At 70.6% G+C, this 16428-nt stretch carries 17 protein-coding genes; 7 read left to right on the top strand and 10 right to left on the bottom strand.

Annotated features, from left to right (window positions below):
- Nucleotides 1-25 precede the first annotated feature (25 nt).
- The gene (locus ACIG5F_RS09075; protein ID WP_396516928.1) at nt 26-682 is read right to left on the bottom strand and encodes a LuxR C-terminal-related transcriptional regulator; all 657 of its coding nucleotides are present in this window, start codon (nt 680-682) and stop codon (nt 26-28) included.
- A 92-nt stretch (nt 683-774) separates the two neighbouring features.
- Nucleotides 775-1335 (bottom strand): TetR/AcrR family transcriptional regulator, encoded by a 561-nt coding sequence (locus tag ACIG5F_RS09080; protein WP_396516929.1) that lies wholly within the window; start codon nt 1333-1335, stop codon nt 775-777.
- Between the two features lie 46 nt (nt 1336-1381).
- On the opposite strand from ACIG5F_RS09080, the gene ACIG5F_RS09085 reads away from it, so the two are divergent.
- Nucleotides 1382-1819 carry an SRPBCC family protein gene (locus tag ACIG5F_RS09085; protein ID WP_396516930.1) on the top strand — a complete coding sequence of 146 codons (438 nt, stop codon included), beginning with the start codon at nt 1382-1384 and terminating at the stop codon, nt 1817-1819.
- Nucleotides 1820-1873: 54 nt separating this feature from the next.
- Here the strand turns inward: ACIG5F_RS09085 and ACIG5F_RS09090 are convergent, their stop codons facing one another.
- From ACIG5F_RS09090 to ACIG5F_RS09105, 4 genes are all read right to left on the bottom strand, one after another.
- Nucleotides 1874-3280, bottom strand: a complete 1407-nt coding sequence (locus ACIG5F_RS09090) for an ankyrin repeat domain-containing protein (RefSeq protein WP_396516931.1) — start codon at nt 3278-3280, stop codon at nt 1874-1876.
- A 57-nt stretch (nt 3281-3337) separates the two neighbouring features.
- Nucleotides 3338-4606, bottom strand: coding sequence for a glycosyltransferase 87 family protein (locus ACIG5F_RS09095; protein WP_396516932.1), 1269 nt, complete (start codon nt 4604-4606; stop codon nt 3338-3340).
- An 80-nt stretch (nt 4607-4686) separates the two neighbouring features.
- A complete protein-coding gene (locus ACIG5F_RS09100) occupies nt 4687-6960 on the bottom strand; it encodes an FtsX-like permease family protein (RefSeq protein ID WP_396516933.1) in 2274 nt (757 codons plus the stop codon).
- Between the two features lie 67 nt (nt 6961-7027).
- Entirely contained in the window at nt 7028-7729 is a 702-nt protein-coding gene (locus ACIG5F_RS09105; RefSeq protein ID WP_396516934.1) for an ABC transporter ATP-binding protein, read from the bottom strand.
- Between the two features lie 148 nt (nt 7730-7877).
- Here ACIG5F_RS09105 and ACIG5F_RS09110 point away from each other — a divergent pair, with 148 nt between their 5' ends.
- From ACIG5F_RS09110 to ACIG5F_RS09125, 4 genes are all read left to right on the top strand, one after another.
- Nucleotides 7878-9059: a sensor histidine kinase gene (locus ACIG5F_RS09110; protein ID WP_396516935.1), complete on the top strand. Its 1182-nt coding sequence runs from the start codon at nt 7878-7880 to the stop codon at nt 9057-9059.
- On the top strand, nt 9056-9706 hold the full coding sequence (locus ACIG5F_RS09115) for a response regulator (protein ID WP_396516936.1): 651 nt from the start codon (nt 9056-9058) through the stop codon (nt 9704-9706). The genes ACIG5F_RS09110 and ACIG5F_RS09115 overlap by 4 nt, the downstream gene beginning before the upstream one ends.
- A 173-nt stretch (nt 9707-9879) precedes the next feature.
- A complete protein-coding gene (locus tag ACIG5F_RS09120) occupies nt 9880-11352 on the top strand; it encodes a sigma-70 family RNA polymerase sigma factor (RefSeq protein ID WP_396516937.1) in 1473 nt (490 codons plus the stop codon).
- A gap of 118 nt (nt 11353-11470) precedes the next feature.
- On the top strand, nt 11471-12124 hold the full coding sequence (locus tag ACIG5F_RS09125) for a response regulator transcription factor (RefSeq protein ID WP_396516938.1): 654 nt from the start codon (nt 11471-11473) through the stop codon (nt 12122-12124).
- A gap of 44 nt (nt 12125-12168) precedes the next feature.
- On the opposite strand, the gene ACIG5F_RS09130 is transcribed toward ACIG5F_RS09125, so the two are convergent.
- From ACIG5F_RS09130 to ACIG5F_RS09145, 4 genes are read right to left on the bottom strand one after another with little or no spacing between them, the layout of a single operon-like run.
- Nucleotides 12169-12810, bottom strand: coding sequence for a hypothetical protein (locus tag ACIG5F_RS09130; protein WP_396516939.1), 642 nt, complete (start codon nt 12808-12810; stop codon nt 12169-12171).
- Nucleotides 12811-12824: 14 nt separating this feature from the next.
- A complete protein-coding gene (locus ACIG5F_RS09135; protein WP_396516940.1) occupies nt 12825-13286 on the bottom strand; it encodes a papain-like cysteine protease family protein in 462 nt (153 codons plus the stop codon).
- A 1-nt stretch (nt 13287) separates the two neighbouring features.
- Nucleotides 13288-13680, bottom strand: a complete 393-nt coding sequence (locus tag ACIG5F_RS09140; RefSeq protein WP_396516941.1) for a PAAR domain-containing protein — start codon at nt 13678-13680, stop codon at nt 13288-13290.
- Nucleotides 13680-14222 carry a Pvc16 family protein gene (locus ACIG5F_RS09145; RefSeq protein ID WP_396516942.1) on the bottom strand — a complete coding sequence of 181 codons (543 nt, stop codon included), beginning with the start codon at nt 14220-14222 and terminating at the stop codon, nt 13680-13682. Before ACIG5F_RS09145 ends, ACIG5F_RS09140 begins: the two co-directional genes overlap by 1 nt.
- 182 nt (nt 14223-14404) lie before the next feature.
- Between ACIG5F_RS09145 and ACIG5F_RS09150 the strand changes: the two genes are divergently transcribed.
- Nucleotides 14405-15910, top strand: a complete 1506-nt coding sequence (locus ACIG5F_RS09150) for a phage tail sheath family protein (protein WP_396516943.1) — start codon at nt 14405-14407, stop codon at nt 15908-15910.
- 30 nt (nt 15911-15940) lie between these two features.
- Nucleotides 15941-16402, top strand: a complete 462-nt coding sequence (locus ACIG5F_RS09155; RefSeq protein WP_211766989.1) for a phage tail protein — start codon at nt 15941-15943, stop codon at nt 16400-16402.
- The last annotated feature ends 26 nt before the right edge of the window (nt 16403-16428 follow it).

A 16428-nucleotide genomic window follows, 5' to 3' on the forward strand; every position in this document is an offset into this window, starting at 1 on the left:
ATGCGGTCCGCATGTGCCGAAAGGGTCAGCCCGTTACCGAGGTGAGATGGCGGTGGCGGGCGCCGATGCCGGCGTCGCGGGCGCGGGCGATGGCCTCGGCGCGGTCGGCGGCCCGCAGCTTGGTGAAGATCGCCGAGATGTGGTTGCTGACGGTCTTCGGGGCCAGGTGGAGCTGGCGGGCGATGACGGAGTTGGAGCGGCCGTCGGCGATGAGGTCGAGGACCTGGCGTTCCCGGCGGGTGAGCTCGGGGAAGACGTCCTCGGCCCGGTGGGCGGGGGCGATGAGCAGCTCGGTGACCCGGTGGGCGACGCCCTCGCCGAAGATGGCCTCGCCGGCGGCGACGCCGCGCACGGCCCGCACGATCTCGGCGGTCTGGGCGGATTTCAGCAGGTAGCCGCGGGCCCCGGCGTGGATGGCCCGGTAGATGGAGTCATCGTCGTCGGCGAGAGTGAACACCAGCACCCGCACCCCGGGGGCGGCGCGCAGCAGCTCGCGGATGGCGGCGGCGTCGAAGTCGGTGACGATCAGGTCCGGCCGGTGCACGGTGGCGGCCCGGACGGCCTCGGCGGTGTCCTCGGCCTCCGACACGACCCGGATGTCGATCTCTGCCCCCAGCACGGCGTGCAACCCGTTGCGCACGATGTCGTGGCTGTCGGCCAGTACGACGGAGATGCTGCCCATGTTTCGCAGCTTGGCGTGACCATTCGTGACCGCGCCAGACCCTGTTCACAAAATGGGTCAACTTACCCATACGGCATGGGTAAACCCAGTCATCATCGCAGGCCGGAGACGTACTGGTCGATGAACAGGTCCATCGCCTCGGTCACCGCGGCCAGGTCGCCGGTGGCCAGCAGGTCCAGCAGCAGGCCGCGGGTGGTGGCCAACCCCAGCCTCGCATGGGTCAGCGCCGCCCGCTCGTCGAGTCCGTGACTCCGGGCCACGGCCGCCAGCGGCTCCAGCCAGGCGGTCACCACCTCCGGCAGCAGCGCCTCGGTGCCGGGACGGCCTTGCAGCGCCTGCCCGTACAGCTCGAAGAACAGCCGCTCGTTCGGGTACAGCGCGGGGTCGGTGAACCGCCGCCAGAAGGATCTGGCCAGCTCAACCGGGTCGAGCGTGGCGTCCAGGTCGGCCAGGGCCGACCGCTGGCGGGCCTCGACCTCGCGCACGATCTCCACCAGCAGGCCCTCCATGGAGCCGAAGTGGTAGATCAGCATCCGGTGGCTGGTGCCCAGCTCGGCGGCCAGCTGCCGCAGGCTGCGCCCGGTCACGCCGGTCCGCGACAGGTGGTCGACCGCCGCTTCGAGCAGCGTTCGCCGAGGGTCCTTGCGCTCCATTGAACCAGATGGTACATGTACCACTTGGTACACACGGGGAGGGGTCATGGGCATTCAGCGGGTCGACGCCCGGGGACACACCACCGCCAGCCCGGCGACGGTGCACGCGCTGCTGCGCGACGGTTCCACCTGGCCGTCCTGGAGCCGTATCGAGAAGTTCGACCTGGAACGGGCCGGCGCCGGCGGCGGGGAGTCGGTCGGGGCCATCCGCAACTTCCGCACCGGCCGGTACCTCATGCGCGAGCAGGTCGTGGAGATCGTGCCCGACCGGCGGTTCAGCTACGCCCTGCTGTCCGGCCTGGCACTGCGCGGCTATCGGGCCGACGTCGACCTCACCCCGGCCGGCGGCGGCACCGACATCCGCTGGAGCAGCTCGTTCCGGGCCAGGGTGCCGGGCACGGGCTGGCTCTACCGGCTGGCCCTGCAACGCATGACCGAGGCCTTCGTCCAGGACCTGGCCCGCGCCACCACCACCCCCACCTGAGCTTGGAAGGGGGCTTTCCTCCACTCCGAGTGGAGGAAAGCCCCCTTCCAAGCGTTAGAGGGGGTGCGGAGAGTGAGGGGTGAGGAGGGTGATGAGGGCGGGGTGGGACTCGTGTTCGGCCCAGCCCAGCGGGGTGGCGTCGAACCGGGAGTCGCGGATCGAGGGGTCGGCGCCGAGGTCGAGCAGCAGCTGGGCCATGGCCAGGTCGCCGTCGCCGGCGGCCTGATGAAGGGCGGTGCACCACGGCTGCTCGACGGGCACGTCGCCGCGGCCGAGGGCATTGACGTCGAAGCCGAGTTCGACCAGGCGTCGCACGGCGTCGAGACGGCCGTTGGCGGCGGCCCACACCACCAGTCCGGGTCGGGCGGCGCGGGCCTGGACCGCCACGGACGGATCGGCGTCGCCGCCGCTCAGCACGGCGGCCACGAACTCCGACACCGGATCCAGCTCCCCGGCGGGCGCGCCGGCCTGCTCCAGGTACGCGGCGATGTCGTTGTTGCCGTTCAGCAGCGCCAGCCGGACGATGCCGTCGGGAAGCTCAACTCCGTTGTCCACCAACAGATGCACCCGAGCTTGCTGGTTGTGGCTGACCGCCCACCGCAACAAACCCTGCACCAGTTGCATCGGCGAGTCGAGGCCCAGCCGGGCTCGCCACGGTCCGCCGTCGCCGCGCCCGAGGCCGTACCGGAACAGCAGCCGCAGATGGGAGTCGTCGACGCCGAACATGCGGTTGTAGAGGGTCTGCCCGTCGTTGGGCTCGGCCCCGGCCCGCAGCAGCATCTCGGCCAGCTCCAGCGCCTGCGGATGCCGGGGCTGCCGCACCGGCCCCTGCTCGCCTTCGCCGAACGCCCCGGTGAGCAAGGTGAACGGCGTGGTCAGCCCGCCCCACAGATATCCGGTGTTGGGATCGGCCCCGGCCCGGAGCAGGATCCTGGCTGTCCGCAGCGGATCGCGCTGTCGCACCCTTGAGTACGTCAGGTAGCACAGCGGTTCCCACGAATGAAGGCCGCCTTCGCGGCGCGCCAGGGATGGGTCTTCGGCCAGCAACGCTTCGACCCTGTCCGCGTCGCCGGCCGCCGCGGCGGCCCAGATGTGCGGCTCCGCCGGCAAGACGGCCGAGGCCCAGCGGGACGGGTCGTCCTCGGCGGAGTAGGTGAGGCAGGCCAACCGGCAGTATTCGTCGGACGGCGTGGAGATCGCTTGCACGCCGCGCCGGGGCCAGCGGTAGCGCTCGATGACGTCGACGTGCCGGCGAAGTTGAGCCCAGCTGGCGAACCCGTACTCACGGGCGATCACGAGCTGGGCCGTGGCCAGTGGGAACGGCTCCCGCGGGACGCCGTAGGAGTGGTGCACCCGGGCCAGCGCCTCGGCGTCCCCGGCGCGCACCGCCCGGTGCAAGGCCCGGGCCTGGCGCCGCAGGTGGTCAAGGCTGGGATCGTCGGGCAGCGAAAAGGTCGGCACAGCGACCTCCCTTCACAAGCCAGCTGTCCGCATCGCCAGGCTGAAAGGAGGTGCCGGCTACACAACCAGGGAACCGCTCAGGCGGGCTGAGCCCTTTCCGCGGACCGGCGGCTCCCTGCGAGCCGGCTCCGACGATACCGCATCGGCGTCGGCTCGGCGGGGTGCCAAGGCGAGCAGCCCGATGCCCAGCCAGACGTAGGCGTTGCCGAGGATGTGCTGCCACAGACTCCAGTCCAGTTCCCGGTCGTCGCCGTGGGGCAGCCACTGGAAGGGGGCGAGCCAGAACACGGCAGCGGCCGCGACCAGCGCCGGCGCCCATTTCCAGGCCCGGGTCAGCCACAGCTGCCAGCCCAGGGCCAGGAAGGCCGGCGCGGCCCAGACCCAGTGGTGGGACCAGGAAACCGGCGAGGCCAGCAGCCCGGCGACGGCGATGGCGGTCAGGGCGATGACGTCGTTGGCGGCGCGGCGGGCGGCCCGCCAGGCCAGGGCCAGCACCATGATCGTCAGCACCGCCCACAGCAGGGTCTCGACCACGGGCAGCGGGTGCAGGCGGTGCAGGAGACCACGGATGGACTGGTTGTTCATGTAGGCCAGGCCGCCGATGCGGCTGGGGTCGAACACGGTGCTGAACCAGTACTCACGGGAGTCGTTGGGGGCGAACAGGAATCCGACCAGTCCGAACGCGACGAAGGAGGCCATCGAGTGGGCGGCGGCCTTCCAGTCCCGCTTCACCAGGAAGTACAGCACGAACACCGCCGGTGTGAGCTTGATCGCCGCCGCCAACCCGACCAGCACGCCCCGAAAACGCTTGACGGCCAGGCAATCCACCACGACCAAGGCCATCAGCGCCAGGTTGACCTGGCCGTAGCCGAACGTCGACAGCGCCGGTTCCAGCGACAGCGCCAACACCGCGGCCGCCGGCCCGAGTGTCCACTTCAGACGGCGGTCGAGCCGGCCGGCGATCACCACCATTGCCGCCGTCAGCGCCAGGAAGCCGCCGGCGAGGACCACCGTGCTGGTCAGCCAGAACGGCATCGCGGCGAACAGGCTGAACAGCACGGCCGCCAGCGGGGGATAGGTGAACGGGAGGTTCGGCCCGGACAGCGGCCCCGGAAAGTCGTGGTACAGCGGCAATCCCTGAAGCCAGGCCAGGCCGCCGTTGCGGTACACCCGCAGATCCAGCATGTCGTCGCCGGCCAGCCAGACCAGGATGACCGGAATCGCGACGAGCGCGAACGCCCAGGCGGCGTAGACGATCCGCCGCGTCCGTTGCGTCATCGGCCGCCGATCGGTGGCGCGCAGCGCCCGTTCGGTAGGTGCACTCACGTTCTTTCCTTCGACTGGTTCCCGCTTGACATGAGTCGCCGGGCGAGCGCGGTGTTACGGCGTCGGTCGTGTGGCGTCGGTCACTCGGCGGCGTAGTCCTTGGCGCTGAAGGTCCGCAGCACCGGCCCGCAGGCGGCGGCCGCGGCCAGTGCGACCAGGAAGCCGGCGGCCGCCGGCGCGAGGATCCAGGGGCTGAGCAACGCCTCGCCCCGGCCGGAGATGCTGCCGACGACGCTGAGCAGCCCGATGCCCACGAGCATGCCGGCCAGGCTCGCGCCGAGAGTGGCCACCAGCACCGGCAGCACGACCTCGCGCCGCAACGCCCGGGCCAGCACCCGGACCGGTGTGCCGGCGGCGATCAGCGCGCCGAACGTGCGCCGCCGGTCGATCACCGAGCCGGCGGCGGCCACCGCCGCGCTGGCCCCGCTGAGCAAAGCCATGAGCCCCAACCCGATCGCCGTGGCCCGGCGCAGGTCGGCCAGCAGCGTGACGCCGCGGCTGGAGTCCCGGACGTTGTCGGACACCGGCACGTCGGGCAGCATCCGGACCACCATGGTGTAGACGGCGTCCCGATTGGACGGTGTTGTCGTGACCGCGGCGCCGGTCGGATTGGCGGCCAGGTTCGGGAACACCGCCGGGTCTATGACGATCAGCGAGGCGTAGCCGGTGATCTTGTGCACCGGCACGCCGGCCGGCAGCGGCTTGGCCGCCGGTTCACCTTCGATCGGCGTCCTGGTCTGCGGGGCGAACTCCGCCTTCTGTGGGGCATTCCCTTCGCCCGAAGGGAGGTACACGGCGGGACCGTCGGCACAGTCGCTTTCGGACAGTCCGGAAAGGACTTTGGCGGCGTCTCGGCACGGTGCGATGACCGCCTGGTAGCTCCGCTGGTAGTCGTCCCCGGTCGACCGCAGGTAGCCGCTCACCAACGGCACCACCTGGGCGTCCAGCTTGCGCTTGGCCAACTCCGACCGCAGATCGCCGACCGGATCACTGTTGCGCGCCACCGATTCGGCTACGACGGCCGAGTCCCGCCACGGCCCGTGGTACACCGACACCTGGTCCTCGATGCCGGGCAGCATGGTCAACGCCAGCGCGCTGGCGAACACCGCCACCACCACACCGGCCGCCGCGCGGAACGCCGCCACCGGGTCGCCCAGCAGCCGCCGCCCGGCCAGCAGTGTGGACGGCTTGCGCCAGCGGGCCACGAAATACCGTCCCACCAACGACGTCACCACCGGCCCGGCCAGCACCAGCGCCAGCGCGACCCCGCCCAGTCCGACCAGCACCGTGGTGAACCGGTCCAGGCCGGAACCCCGCATGGCGATCCGCATGCCGAACGCGAACACGCACCCGGCCGCGATCAGCCCCAACAGCCGGGCCGTGCTGACCTTGCGCCGGGACGATTCGGCGGCGGCCGTCAACGGCCGGTCGACGACGCGGCGCAGCCCCAGAACCGCCGCCCCGACAACGAGAACCGGCGCCAGCACCGCGATGAAGCCGACGAACAGCGGCCCGGAGGTGAAGTCGCCCGGCAGCCATGTGCCGCTGCCCCACGGGATCAACGCGGTCACATGGCTCAGCGGCTCGGCCGCGATCACGGCGATCACGCTGCCCAGCACCGCCCCGATCACCGTCTCCACCGCGGTCATCGCGATCACCTGAGCGGGCGTCGCGCCGGCCATCCGCAGCGCCGCCAGCCGCCGCTCCCGCCGGGTCGCGGTCAGCCGCGCCGCCGAGGCCACCAGCACCAGGCACGGCACGATCAGCACCACCATGCCGATCCTGGTCAGCAGGAAGAGGAGGTCGGAGTTGTCGGCCGCGTAACCGGTGAAGCCGCCGAAGCCGGACAGCGCCTGACCATTGACCGTGCCGGGCTCGTGGCCGACGATCACCACCAGCTCGTCCGGGTATTCCAGCGCCTGCACGCCCAGCTGGCCGACCACCCGGCCCGGGAACCGATCGCCGAGATTCTCCGGCGGGTTGGACCCGACCAGCTCCGCCAGCGCCGGCGACAGCAACACCTGGCCCGGCCCCGGGAACAGCGGCATGCCCGCCGCCAACGAGGGCTCGGTCCCCGGATGCGCCCGCGTCACGTCGAACCGCTGGATCAGCTTGCCACCGAACTGATCCTGGCTCGTCGCCAGCACGACCTGGGCCCGGGAATCCTGCTGGCTCACCACTCCGCCGTCGCGCCAGGCGATCCGATCCGCCCGCTGCTGCAACGCATGCGGCGCGGACGCCAGCCACAGCACCAGCGACACCCCCAATGCCACGCCCACCGTCACCAGCGCCGTGCCGACTCGGCTGCGGGAATCGTTGCGCAGCACCGCAAGCGCGATCCGAAAGACGCTCACACCGCCTCCTTCGTCGGCAGTGCGAGCGTGAAACGCGCTGTGCTGAATGATTCGCTCGCAAGCTCGCTCATGCGTAGACCTCTTCCGCGATGCGGCCGTCGCTCAGTTCCACGCGGCGCCGGGCCCGGGCGGCGATGGCGGCGTCATGGGTGACCACGACCACGGCGGCGTTGGATTCCAGGGCGGAAGTCAGCAGGGCGGACATCATGTCCTGGCCGGTGCGGCTGTCCAGGGCGCCGGTCGGCTCGTCGGCGAAGATCACGCGGGGGCGGTGGGCCAGCGCGCGGGCGATGGCGACGCGCTGGGCCTGGCCGCCGGACATCTCCCCGGGCCGCCGCCCGGCCAGGCCGTCCAGCCCGAGCTTGTGCAGCCAGTCGCGGGCGGTGGACACGGCCTCGTGGCGGGGCATTCCGCCCAGCAGCAGCGGCAGTGCGGCGTTCTCCTCGGCGGTCAGCTCGGCCACCAGCATGGTGGACTGGAAGACGAAGCCGAAGGCGGTCCGCCGAAGTTCGCTGCGCGCGGCCTCGGACAGCGTGCCGACCGACTGCCCGTCCAGGAACACATCCCCGCTGTCCGGCCGCAGAATGCCGGACAGCACCTGCAACAGGCTGGTCTTGCCGGAGCCGGACGGCCCCACCACGGACAGCACCTCGCCGGCCCCGATGGTGATGTCCACGTTGTTCAGGGCGTGCACGCCGCCGTACTGCTTGGTCAGGCCCCGCCCCGTGAGCACCGGTGCTGTCACCGTCGTCCCCTCCCGATCGTTCATGTCGGGAGAAGACGGTGCCGGAGCCCGGGTCTTCGCCACCTCGGCCGGCCAGACCGGGACTGTGAGTGTCCATCGGCCGAATGACTGATGCCGCGCCGAGCCGGTCGGCCGAGGTCGCAGGCGGGCGCGCGCCCGTAGTGTGTCCTTCGTGGACCGACTGCTGACGGCGCTGCGTGCCCCCCTGTTCATCGGGCTCGGTGTGGCCGCGGTGTACCTGCTCCAGACGCTGCCGTTCGTGGCCTTCGGCCGGCTGAGCACCCTCGTGGTGCAGCCGGTGATCATGCTGACCTGCGCGGCCGCGGTGATCTGCCTCAGGCGTCCGGTGCTGGCGGTGATGATCGCGACCATCTCGGCCGGTGTCGTCACGGTGGTCGCGCGGGACCTCCACATCGACCTGCCGACGGTGGCCGGTCCGCTCACGCCGGCCGAGTCGGTGGCCTTCCTGGTCATCATCATGGCGGTGGTGTTCCGCGGCGACGCGGTCGTCGCGATCATCGAGGTCGGCCTGCTCGGGGCCTCGGCCACGTTCGCCCTGCTGTACCGGGACGCCTACCCCCTCTACTCGACGACGCTGCGGCTCAACTTCGCGCTGGGCGTGGCGGTGGTCGGCGTCGCGGTGATGGTCGCCATCTACCTGCGGGCCCAGGCCGGCATGCGCCGCCGCGCGATGACCGCCGCCGTTACCGACGCGCAGCGGGCCGAACGGGTGGAGCTGGCCCGCGAGCTGCACGATGTCGTCGCCCACCACGTCACCGGCATGGTCGTACAGGCCCAGGCCGCGCTGGCCGTGGCCGAGAACGATCCGCTGGCCGCGCACCGGTTGCTGCCCGGCATCGCCAACTCCGGCACCGACGCCCTGGCCGCGATGCGCCGCCTGGTCGGCACGCTGCGGGAAAGTGAGCCCCTCTACACCGCGACCACCGATCTGAACTCCGACGTACAGGCCGCGGTGGACCGGGCCGCGCAGGCCGGCGTGCCGGTGCGGCTGCGCATCGACCTGCCCGATGCGGTGCCCCAGGAGGTCGGCCGGTCGGTGCTGCGGCTGGTCCAGGAGTCGCTGACCAACGTCTACAAGCACGCCAACGAGCCGACCGACGTGACAGTTGAACTGACCCGTACAGTTGCGGGGCTGCGGCTGCTGGTCCGCGACGACGGCAAGGGCGGACGGCTCGTGCCGGTCGGCGGCTCGGGTGGATACGGTCTGGTCGGCATGCGGGAACGGGTGGAGCTGCTGGGCGGCCTGTTCTCGGCGGGCGAGGTGGACGGCGGCTGGCAGGTGCTGGCCGAGCTGCCGCTGGAGAGTGCGACCAAGGGGGGAGGCGCGCGGTGACGGTGCGGGTGCTGATCGCGGACGACCAGGAGATGGTCCGGGTCGGGTTCCGGATGATCCTCGACAACCAGCCGGACATCGAGGTGGTCGCCGACGTGCCCGACGGGGTGGCCGCCCTGACCAAGGCCCGCGAGCTGCGGCCCGACGTCTGCCTGCTCGACATCCGGATGCCCGGCGTGGACGGCCTTGAGGTGACCCGCCAGCTGGCCGGGCCGGGCGTGGCCGAGCCGATGAAGGTTGTTGTCGTGACAACCTTCGACCTGGACGAGTACGTCTACGCCGTGCTGGAGAACGGGGCCTGCGGCTTCCTGCTCAAGGACGCCGGACCGGCCCTGCTGGTCGAGGCCGTCCGGGCGGCCGCCGCCGGCAACGCCCTGATCTCCCCGCAGATCACCCTGCGCATGCTCCAGCACTTCACCCGCCCCGCCGACGGCCCCGGCCCTGAGCTGGAGCTGCTGACCCAGCGCGAGCAGGACGTGGTGCGGGAGGTCGCCCGCGGCCTGACCAACACCGAGATCGCCGGCGCGCTGTTCCTGTCCCTGTCCACGGTCAAGACCCACCTCGCCTCCGTGCAGAACAAGATCGGCGCGCGGAATCGGGTGGAGATCGCCTCCTGGGCCTGGCGCACCGGCCTGGTCACGGCATAGGACATAGGAGTGTGCGGGCGCCGAGGCGGCCGCGAGGCCGCGCCAAGGGCACGCAATCCTCCTAGGAGACATCCGGGGGTGCCCATAGGGATTTCCCTAACGGCGATTCGGCCGCAGTCAAGGCTCCCTCCGGTCGATCGTCAATCCCGCGTTTCGCCCCTAGGTTTTCCCTTGTGCAGGACGCGCAGCTTGTCGGGGCCATCGCGGAAGGCGACCGGCAGGGGTGGGCCGAGCTCTACGAGAGGTACGCCGACCCCCTCTACACCTACTGTGTCTCACAGTTGCAGGATCGGGACGCCGCCGCCGACGTTCTGCACGACACCCTGATCGTCGCGGCCGAGCGGGTGACGCAGCTGCGCGACCCGGAACGGCTGCGTCCCTGGCTGTACGCGATCGCCCGCAACGAATGCCACCGCCGCCGGCGGGGTCACCGGCGGCTGGTCGCGCTGGAAGAGGCCGGCGACCTGCCGGAAGCCGGCGAGGACGTGGACAGCGGCCTGCGCCTGGACGAGATGCGGCAGCTGGTCCGCGACACGCTGGCTGGCCTGAACCCGGGCGAGCGGGAGGTCCTTGAGCTGGCCGGACAGCACGGCCTGGCCGGCCCGGATCTGGCCGCGGCGCTGGGCGTCTCGGTCAACCACGCCAACGCCCTGCTGTCGCGGGCCCGGCAGCAGTTCGAGAAGTCGCTGTCGGCGCTGGTCGTGGCCCGCACCGGCCGCGAGGCCTGCGCGGTGCTGGACGACCTGCTGCACGGCTGGGATGGTCGGATGACTCCCTTGCTGCGCAAGCGAATCGCCCGGCACATCGAGTCCTGCGACACGTGCGGGGAGAACAAGCGGCGGCGGGTCAACGCCAAGCAGCTGCTGGCGATGATCCCGCTGCTGGTGGCCGGCGGCGAGATCACCGACCAGGTGACGCAGGAGAACGACGATCCGGAGCTGGTCAGCTACCGGCGCGGGCTGGCCGACCGGGCCGGGCCGTACCGGCGGGACGGCTTCCCGGTGGGGCAGTCGCGGATGCGGCGGCCGCCGTGGATCACCATCGCCGCGGTGGCGGCGCTGCTGCTGATGTTGGGCATCTACGCCCTCATCCCGCATGCGGCCGATCGGCGCGAGGCCCTGCCGCCGACTCCGAGCACCAGCTCGGCCGGCTCGTTACCCGCGACCGTATCTGTGTCCGTGCCCGACTCGATCACGACTACTGTTGACACGACAACAGTGGCCCCGGCGACGACCACGACGATCCGGATCGCCGCCCCGCCGCCGAAACCAGTTGTCGTCACGACAACAACCACCACGACTCAGCCGCCGTCGAGCAGCAACCCGCCGTCCTCGTCGAGTCAGCCGCCGTCGAGCAGCAATCCGCCGGTGGGCACGTTCGGCGTCACGCCCCGCGAGGTCAACCTCAATTCGGGCAAGGCGGCCGTGACGCTCTCCGCCAAGGGCGGGGCGCTGTCGTGGGGGTGGAACAGCACCAACCAAAACGTAACGGTGACTCCGTTATCCGGCGGTATCGCGGCCGATCGGTCGGTTTCCGTCACCATTTCACTGAACGCGCCCGACAACAGTGGCCGGGCAACGGTGACGTTCACCGCCAGCAATGCCCAGACCGTCACCGTGAGTGCGAGTTGGAGCGTCATCTCGTGACCCGGTGAAGTCACCAAAATTTTCTCGGAAAAAGTTGTTGTTCCAGGTTCTCCAGGGGTCTCCCAGCTTCGGGTGCTCACTCCTGTGAGCGTCCGGCCTAGCGAAGGAGACAGGCGAGATGGAATTCGACACGGCGGCGACGACGCTGACCCGGGTGCCGGTGCTGGTGCGGGCCACGGATCCGATCCTGCAGGGCGGGGTCGCCGTCACGCTGCGCACGCGGACCGAGGTCCGGCTGGTGGACGAGGACAGCGAGGAAGCGAGATCGGCGGTGGTGTTCGTCGTCGCCGACCGGCTCGACGACCAGGCGGTGCGGCTGCTGCGCACGCTCCAGTGCGGCGGCCACAGCAAGATCGCGCTGATCGCCGGCCAGATCGACGACAACGAGATCCTCACCGCGGTGGAGAACGGGGTCTGCGCGGTGGCCCGGCGCAGCGAGATCAGCGCCGATGCCCTGGTGCGGCTGGCCCAGGCCGTCAACACCGGCGACGGCGCGCTGCCGCCGGACCTGCTCGGTCGCCTGCTCGACCGGGTGGCCCGGTTGCAGCGCAACGTCCTCGAACCGCGCGGCCTGCACCTCGGCGGCACCTCCGCCCGGGAGATCGAGGTGCTGCGACTGGTCGCGGAAGGCTTCTCCACCAAGGAGATCGCCGAGCAGCTGTGCTACTCGCAGCGCACCGTGAAGGCGATCATGCACGACATCACCAACCGGTTCCACCTGCGCAACCGGCCGCACGCCGTGGCGTACGCGCTGCGGGAGGGCCTGATCTGAGTGCTGGCACGGAGAAGGGGCGGCGCGGACGGCCGCCCCTTCAGTCAGTGCCAGTGTCCGGCGCCGGTGCCCACCACTTCGGCGTTGTAGTGCTGGTTGAAGCTGACCAGGTGGGAGAAGAAGCCGTTCAGCGTCACGTTGAGCTGGAACGGCAGGGCCGCGATGGGCCCGGAGGTGGCGTCGCCGCGGTTCATCGCGTGGTTGGGCACGGTCACCCGCACGTCCACCGAGAAGTCCGGCGGCAGGTAGTTGACCTGGATCCACGGCGCGACGTAGTCGAGGTAGCGGCCGACGCCGTTGTGGCTGGCGCCGTAGTAGTAGGAGACGCCGACCAGGAAGTCGTAGTCGGCCTGCCACACCCGCCACCACTCGCTGGAGGCCTTCCAGTGCAGGCTGATGTTGCCCGGCTCGGAGGCCCAGCCGGTCAACGCCATCGGGTCCACCCCGGCCGGCACGGCATTGGCGTACTCGGAGGCGTTGATGCTGGCGGTGTTGTGCATCAGCTCGATCACCGTCTTGCCGACGTTGACGATGCTGTCGACGACGCTGTCGCCGCCGATGGTCTCCTCACCCGGCCCGGTGCCGTGGAGTTGGTCGCTCGCGGTGTAGCTGGCGAAGCTGCCGGCGTCGGCCTGCAACGCCTGCGCGAACTCGTCCTGGCTCACCTGTGGTGTGGTGTCGGTCATCGTGTTCACTCTCCCTAGCGGGTCGCGAAGATGTTGGCGCGCGAGTTCGCGCCCAGCTCGAACGAGCGCTCGAACGTGTCGTAGTCCAGCTGGAGCGGACCGTGGATCGGGTCGTTGTAGTACATCCAGGTGCCGGCGGTGGTGCCGTCCGACCAGATGCCGTAGAGCACCACGGCGTGGCTGACGTGGCCGCCGCCCTGCTTGATCACGATCCACAGTGGACCGTGCTCGGACAGCTCGGTGACCCAGTACGAGGGCAGGCCGCAGGCCGGGTACACCTCGCGCACGCCCCAGTGCAGGGCGATCGGCTCGATGCGGTCCCAGGTCATGGCCACGTCCCGGTACTCGCCGAGCACCGTGTCCAGGTCGGAGCCGGCCAGCATGGCGATGCCGGCGGCCCAGCAGCTGGTGTTGTCGTGCTGGTAGACCATGCCGACGGTTTCGCTGTGGCTGAACGGTTCCCAGGGTTCTGTCATGTCAACCGCCGATCATCACGGTGCCCGCGCCGACGATGGAGCTCGTCGGGGCCGGGGCGGGGTCGTTGCAGGTGGTCACCGGGTCCCCGACGCGGGCGGCCGGCTTGTTGTTGATCATTACGGTGCCGCTGCCCTGGGTCACCGTGCCCTGGTTGGTCGGCGGCGCCTGGAACGGGCCGCCCTGCGGCACGTGCGGCGGCGAGTTGGTGGCGGTGCTGCCGACAGTCGCCGCCGGCATGCCGCCGATCATCACGTTGGCGCTGCACCCACCGGTGATCTTGCCGGCGAACGGGCTGGGCAGCGGCGTGGGCACCGGGCCACCGGGGGAGGGGATCATGTAGATGTGCGTGTCGGTGCCGACGACCTGGTCGCCCTGCTTGGCTCCGGGTGGCATCAGGTCTCCTCGATCCGCTTGCGGGCCCAGCGTTTCGCGTTGGCCGGGGGCGCCGGCGGACGCACCGTGCGCGCCACGCCCATGTGCATCTCGTCGGCCGGCTTGGCCAGTTCGGTGTCGAGCGGCGGCACATAGGCCGCGCCGACCGTGAGCACGAACCCGGCGCGTGGCGGGAAACCCCGTTCGCACGGCAGGCAATCGCCCAGCCGTAGCTCATAGGCCAGACCGGTGTCCTCGTCGGTCAACGCGATCAGCGCCTGCCCCAACAGGTCGTGCTCGGTCTCGGCGTCGGCCGCGTGGGCCTGGACCACATAGGACAGTTCGTAGCGGCGCGTCGGCGCGCGGCGGCCCAGTAGAGTGCCGTCCGCGTCCCGAACGTCGTCCCAGCCGGCTGACCGGCCGCGCGCGTCCTCCCGCAACCCGAACAGGGTCAACGAGACGGCGGCCAGCGGTTCGGCCGGCGCGCCGAGCAGAACGGCGGTGCCGTCCGGCAGCCGTTTCCGCAACAGGTCGCACAGCGACTGGTCAACGGTGGTGAGCACAGATCGAAGTGTCCGTGGCCGACGCCGGCGATCGCAGTGGCGGACAGGCGTCCCTTTGGCCCCGACCCGTTCGCCCCTAGGTGCAGTCCCGGCCGCCTTTAGTCCCGCACCCCGGTCGCTGGGAAGACCGCGCCCGGTTGGTCACGATGTCGTTGTCGCAAGTGTCTGTCAGGGAGGGCCCGATGCCAAGCAGCTACCTCGCGCCCGGCGTGTACATGGAGGAAGTGTCATCGGGTTCGAGGCCGATCGAGGCCGTCGGGACCGCGGTCGCCGCCTTCGTGGGATTCGCCGAGAAGGGGCCGGTCGACGAGCCGGTCCTGGTCACCAGCTGGACCCAGTTCAAGCGGTCGTTCGGCGACTTCGTGCCCGGCTACTACCTCGCGCACGCCGTCTACGGCTACTTCCTCAACGGCGGCGGCACCGCCTACGTGGTGCGGGTCGGGGGAGCCGGCGGTGACACCGCCCCGATCGCCGAGCTTCCGTCCGCTGTGGACGGTCGCGTCGCGCTGACCGTGTCGGCAAGACAGCCCGAGCTGACCGGGATCAGCGTCGAGGTGCAGCCGGCCGGCGAGCCCGCCGACGACGCCTTCAAGCTGGTGGTCAAGCAGGGCGGGCAGCCGGTCGAGACCTTCGACAACCTGACCACCCGCCGCGGCGCCAACAACGTCGTCACCGTGGTGCGCGCGCAGTCCAAGCTGATCACCGTCGAGGACACCAAGGGCAAGGCCCTGGCCGTGCCGCAGACCGGCGAGGTCGCACTGCCGGGCGGGGCCGCGGACGTGGTGTCCGCCGGCGACTACGTCGGCGATTCGGCCGACCGCACCGGCTTCGGCGGCCTGGAGGCCATCGACAACGTCACCATGCTGTGCGTGCCCGACCTGATGGCCGCCTACCAGCAGGGCAAGATCTCGCTGGACGACGTCAAGGCCGTGCAGCTGGCCATGATCGCGCACTGCGAGCTGATGGCCGACCGCGTCGCCGTCCTGGACACCCCGCCCGGCCTCAACGCCCAGCGGGTCAAGGAATGGCGGATGGACTTCACCGGCTACGACTCCAAGTACGCGGCCATGTACTGGCCGTGGATCAAGGTGGCCGACCCGGTGGCCGGCAAGCAGGTCTTCGTGCCGCCGAGCGGGCACATGGCCGGCATCTGGGCCCGCAACGACGCCAACCGCGGCGTGCACAAGGCCCCGGCCAACGAGGTCGTGCGGGGCGCGGTGACGCTGGAGCTCAACATCACCAAGGGGGAGCACGACACGCTCAACCCGGTGGCCGTCAACTGCATCCGGGCCTTCCCCGGGCAGGGCATCCGGGTGTGGGGCGCGCGCACCCTGTCCAGCGACCCGGAGTGGCGCTACCTCAACGTGCGGCGGCTGTTCAACTACGTGGAGAAGTCCATTCTTCAGGGCACCAACTGGGTCGTGTTCGAGCCCAACGACCCGAAGCTGTGGGACTCGGTCAAGCGCACCATCACCATGTTCCTGCGCCGGGTGTGGCGGGACGGGGCGCTGTTCGGGCGCACCCCGGCCGAGGCGTTCTTCGTCAAGTGCGATGAGGAGAACAACCCGCCGGACAGCCGTGACGCCGGCATCCTCGTCGTCGAGCTGGGCATCGCGCCGGTCAAGCCGGCCGAGTTCGTGGTCTTCCGCATCTCCCAGTTCTCCGAGGGCGCTTCGCTCGAAGAGTAATCCCCCCGAACCGTCCACAAAGGAGACACGATGCCCTCCGGACTCGGTCCCAACCAGCCGAGCGACGCGCTCACCGCGGCCCGCTTCTCCATCACCATCGACGGCTACGAGATCGCCTCGTTCGCCGAGCTGCTCGGCATCACCACCGAGGTCGAGGCGGTCGAGCTGATGGAGTCCACCGACAAGGCCGTGGTGCTCAAGAAACTGCCCGGCAAGACCAAGCCGCCGACCCTGGTCCTCAAGCGCGGCAAGAACTCCAGCATGGAGCTGTGGGCGTGGCACGAGGCCGTGCTCAACGGCGACATCGTGGCCGCCCGCAAGAGCTGCTCGCTGGTCATGTACTCCACCGACGGCAAGCCCGTCGCCCGCTACCACCTTGAGCACGCGTGGCCGTCCAAGCTGGAGATCGGCGGCCTCAAGGCCGGGGCCAGCGAGGTGCTGATGGAGACCGTGACCCTGGTCTGCGAGCACATCCAGCGGGTCGCGCCGTGACCGAGCTTGCGAGGGAACCATTCAGC

Source organism: Kutzneria sp. NPDC052558 (assembly GCF_044547355.1).
Taxonomy (GTDB): domain Bacteria; phylum Actinomycetota; class Actinomycetes; order Mycobacteriales; family Pseudonocardiaceae; genus Kutzneria.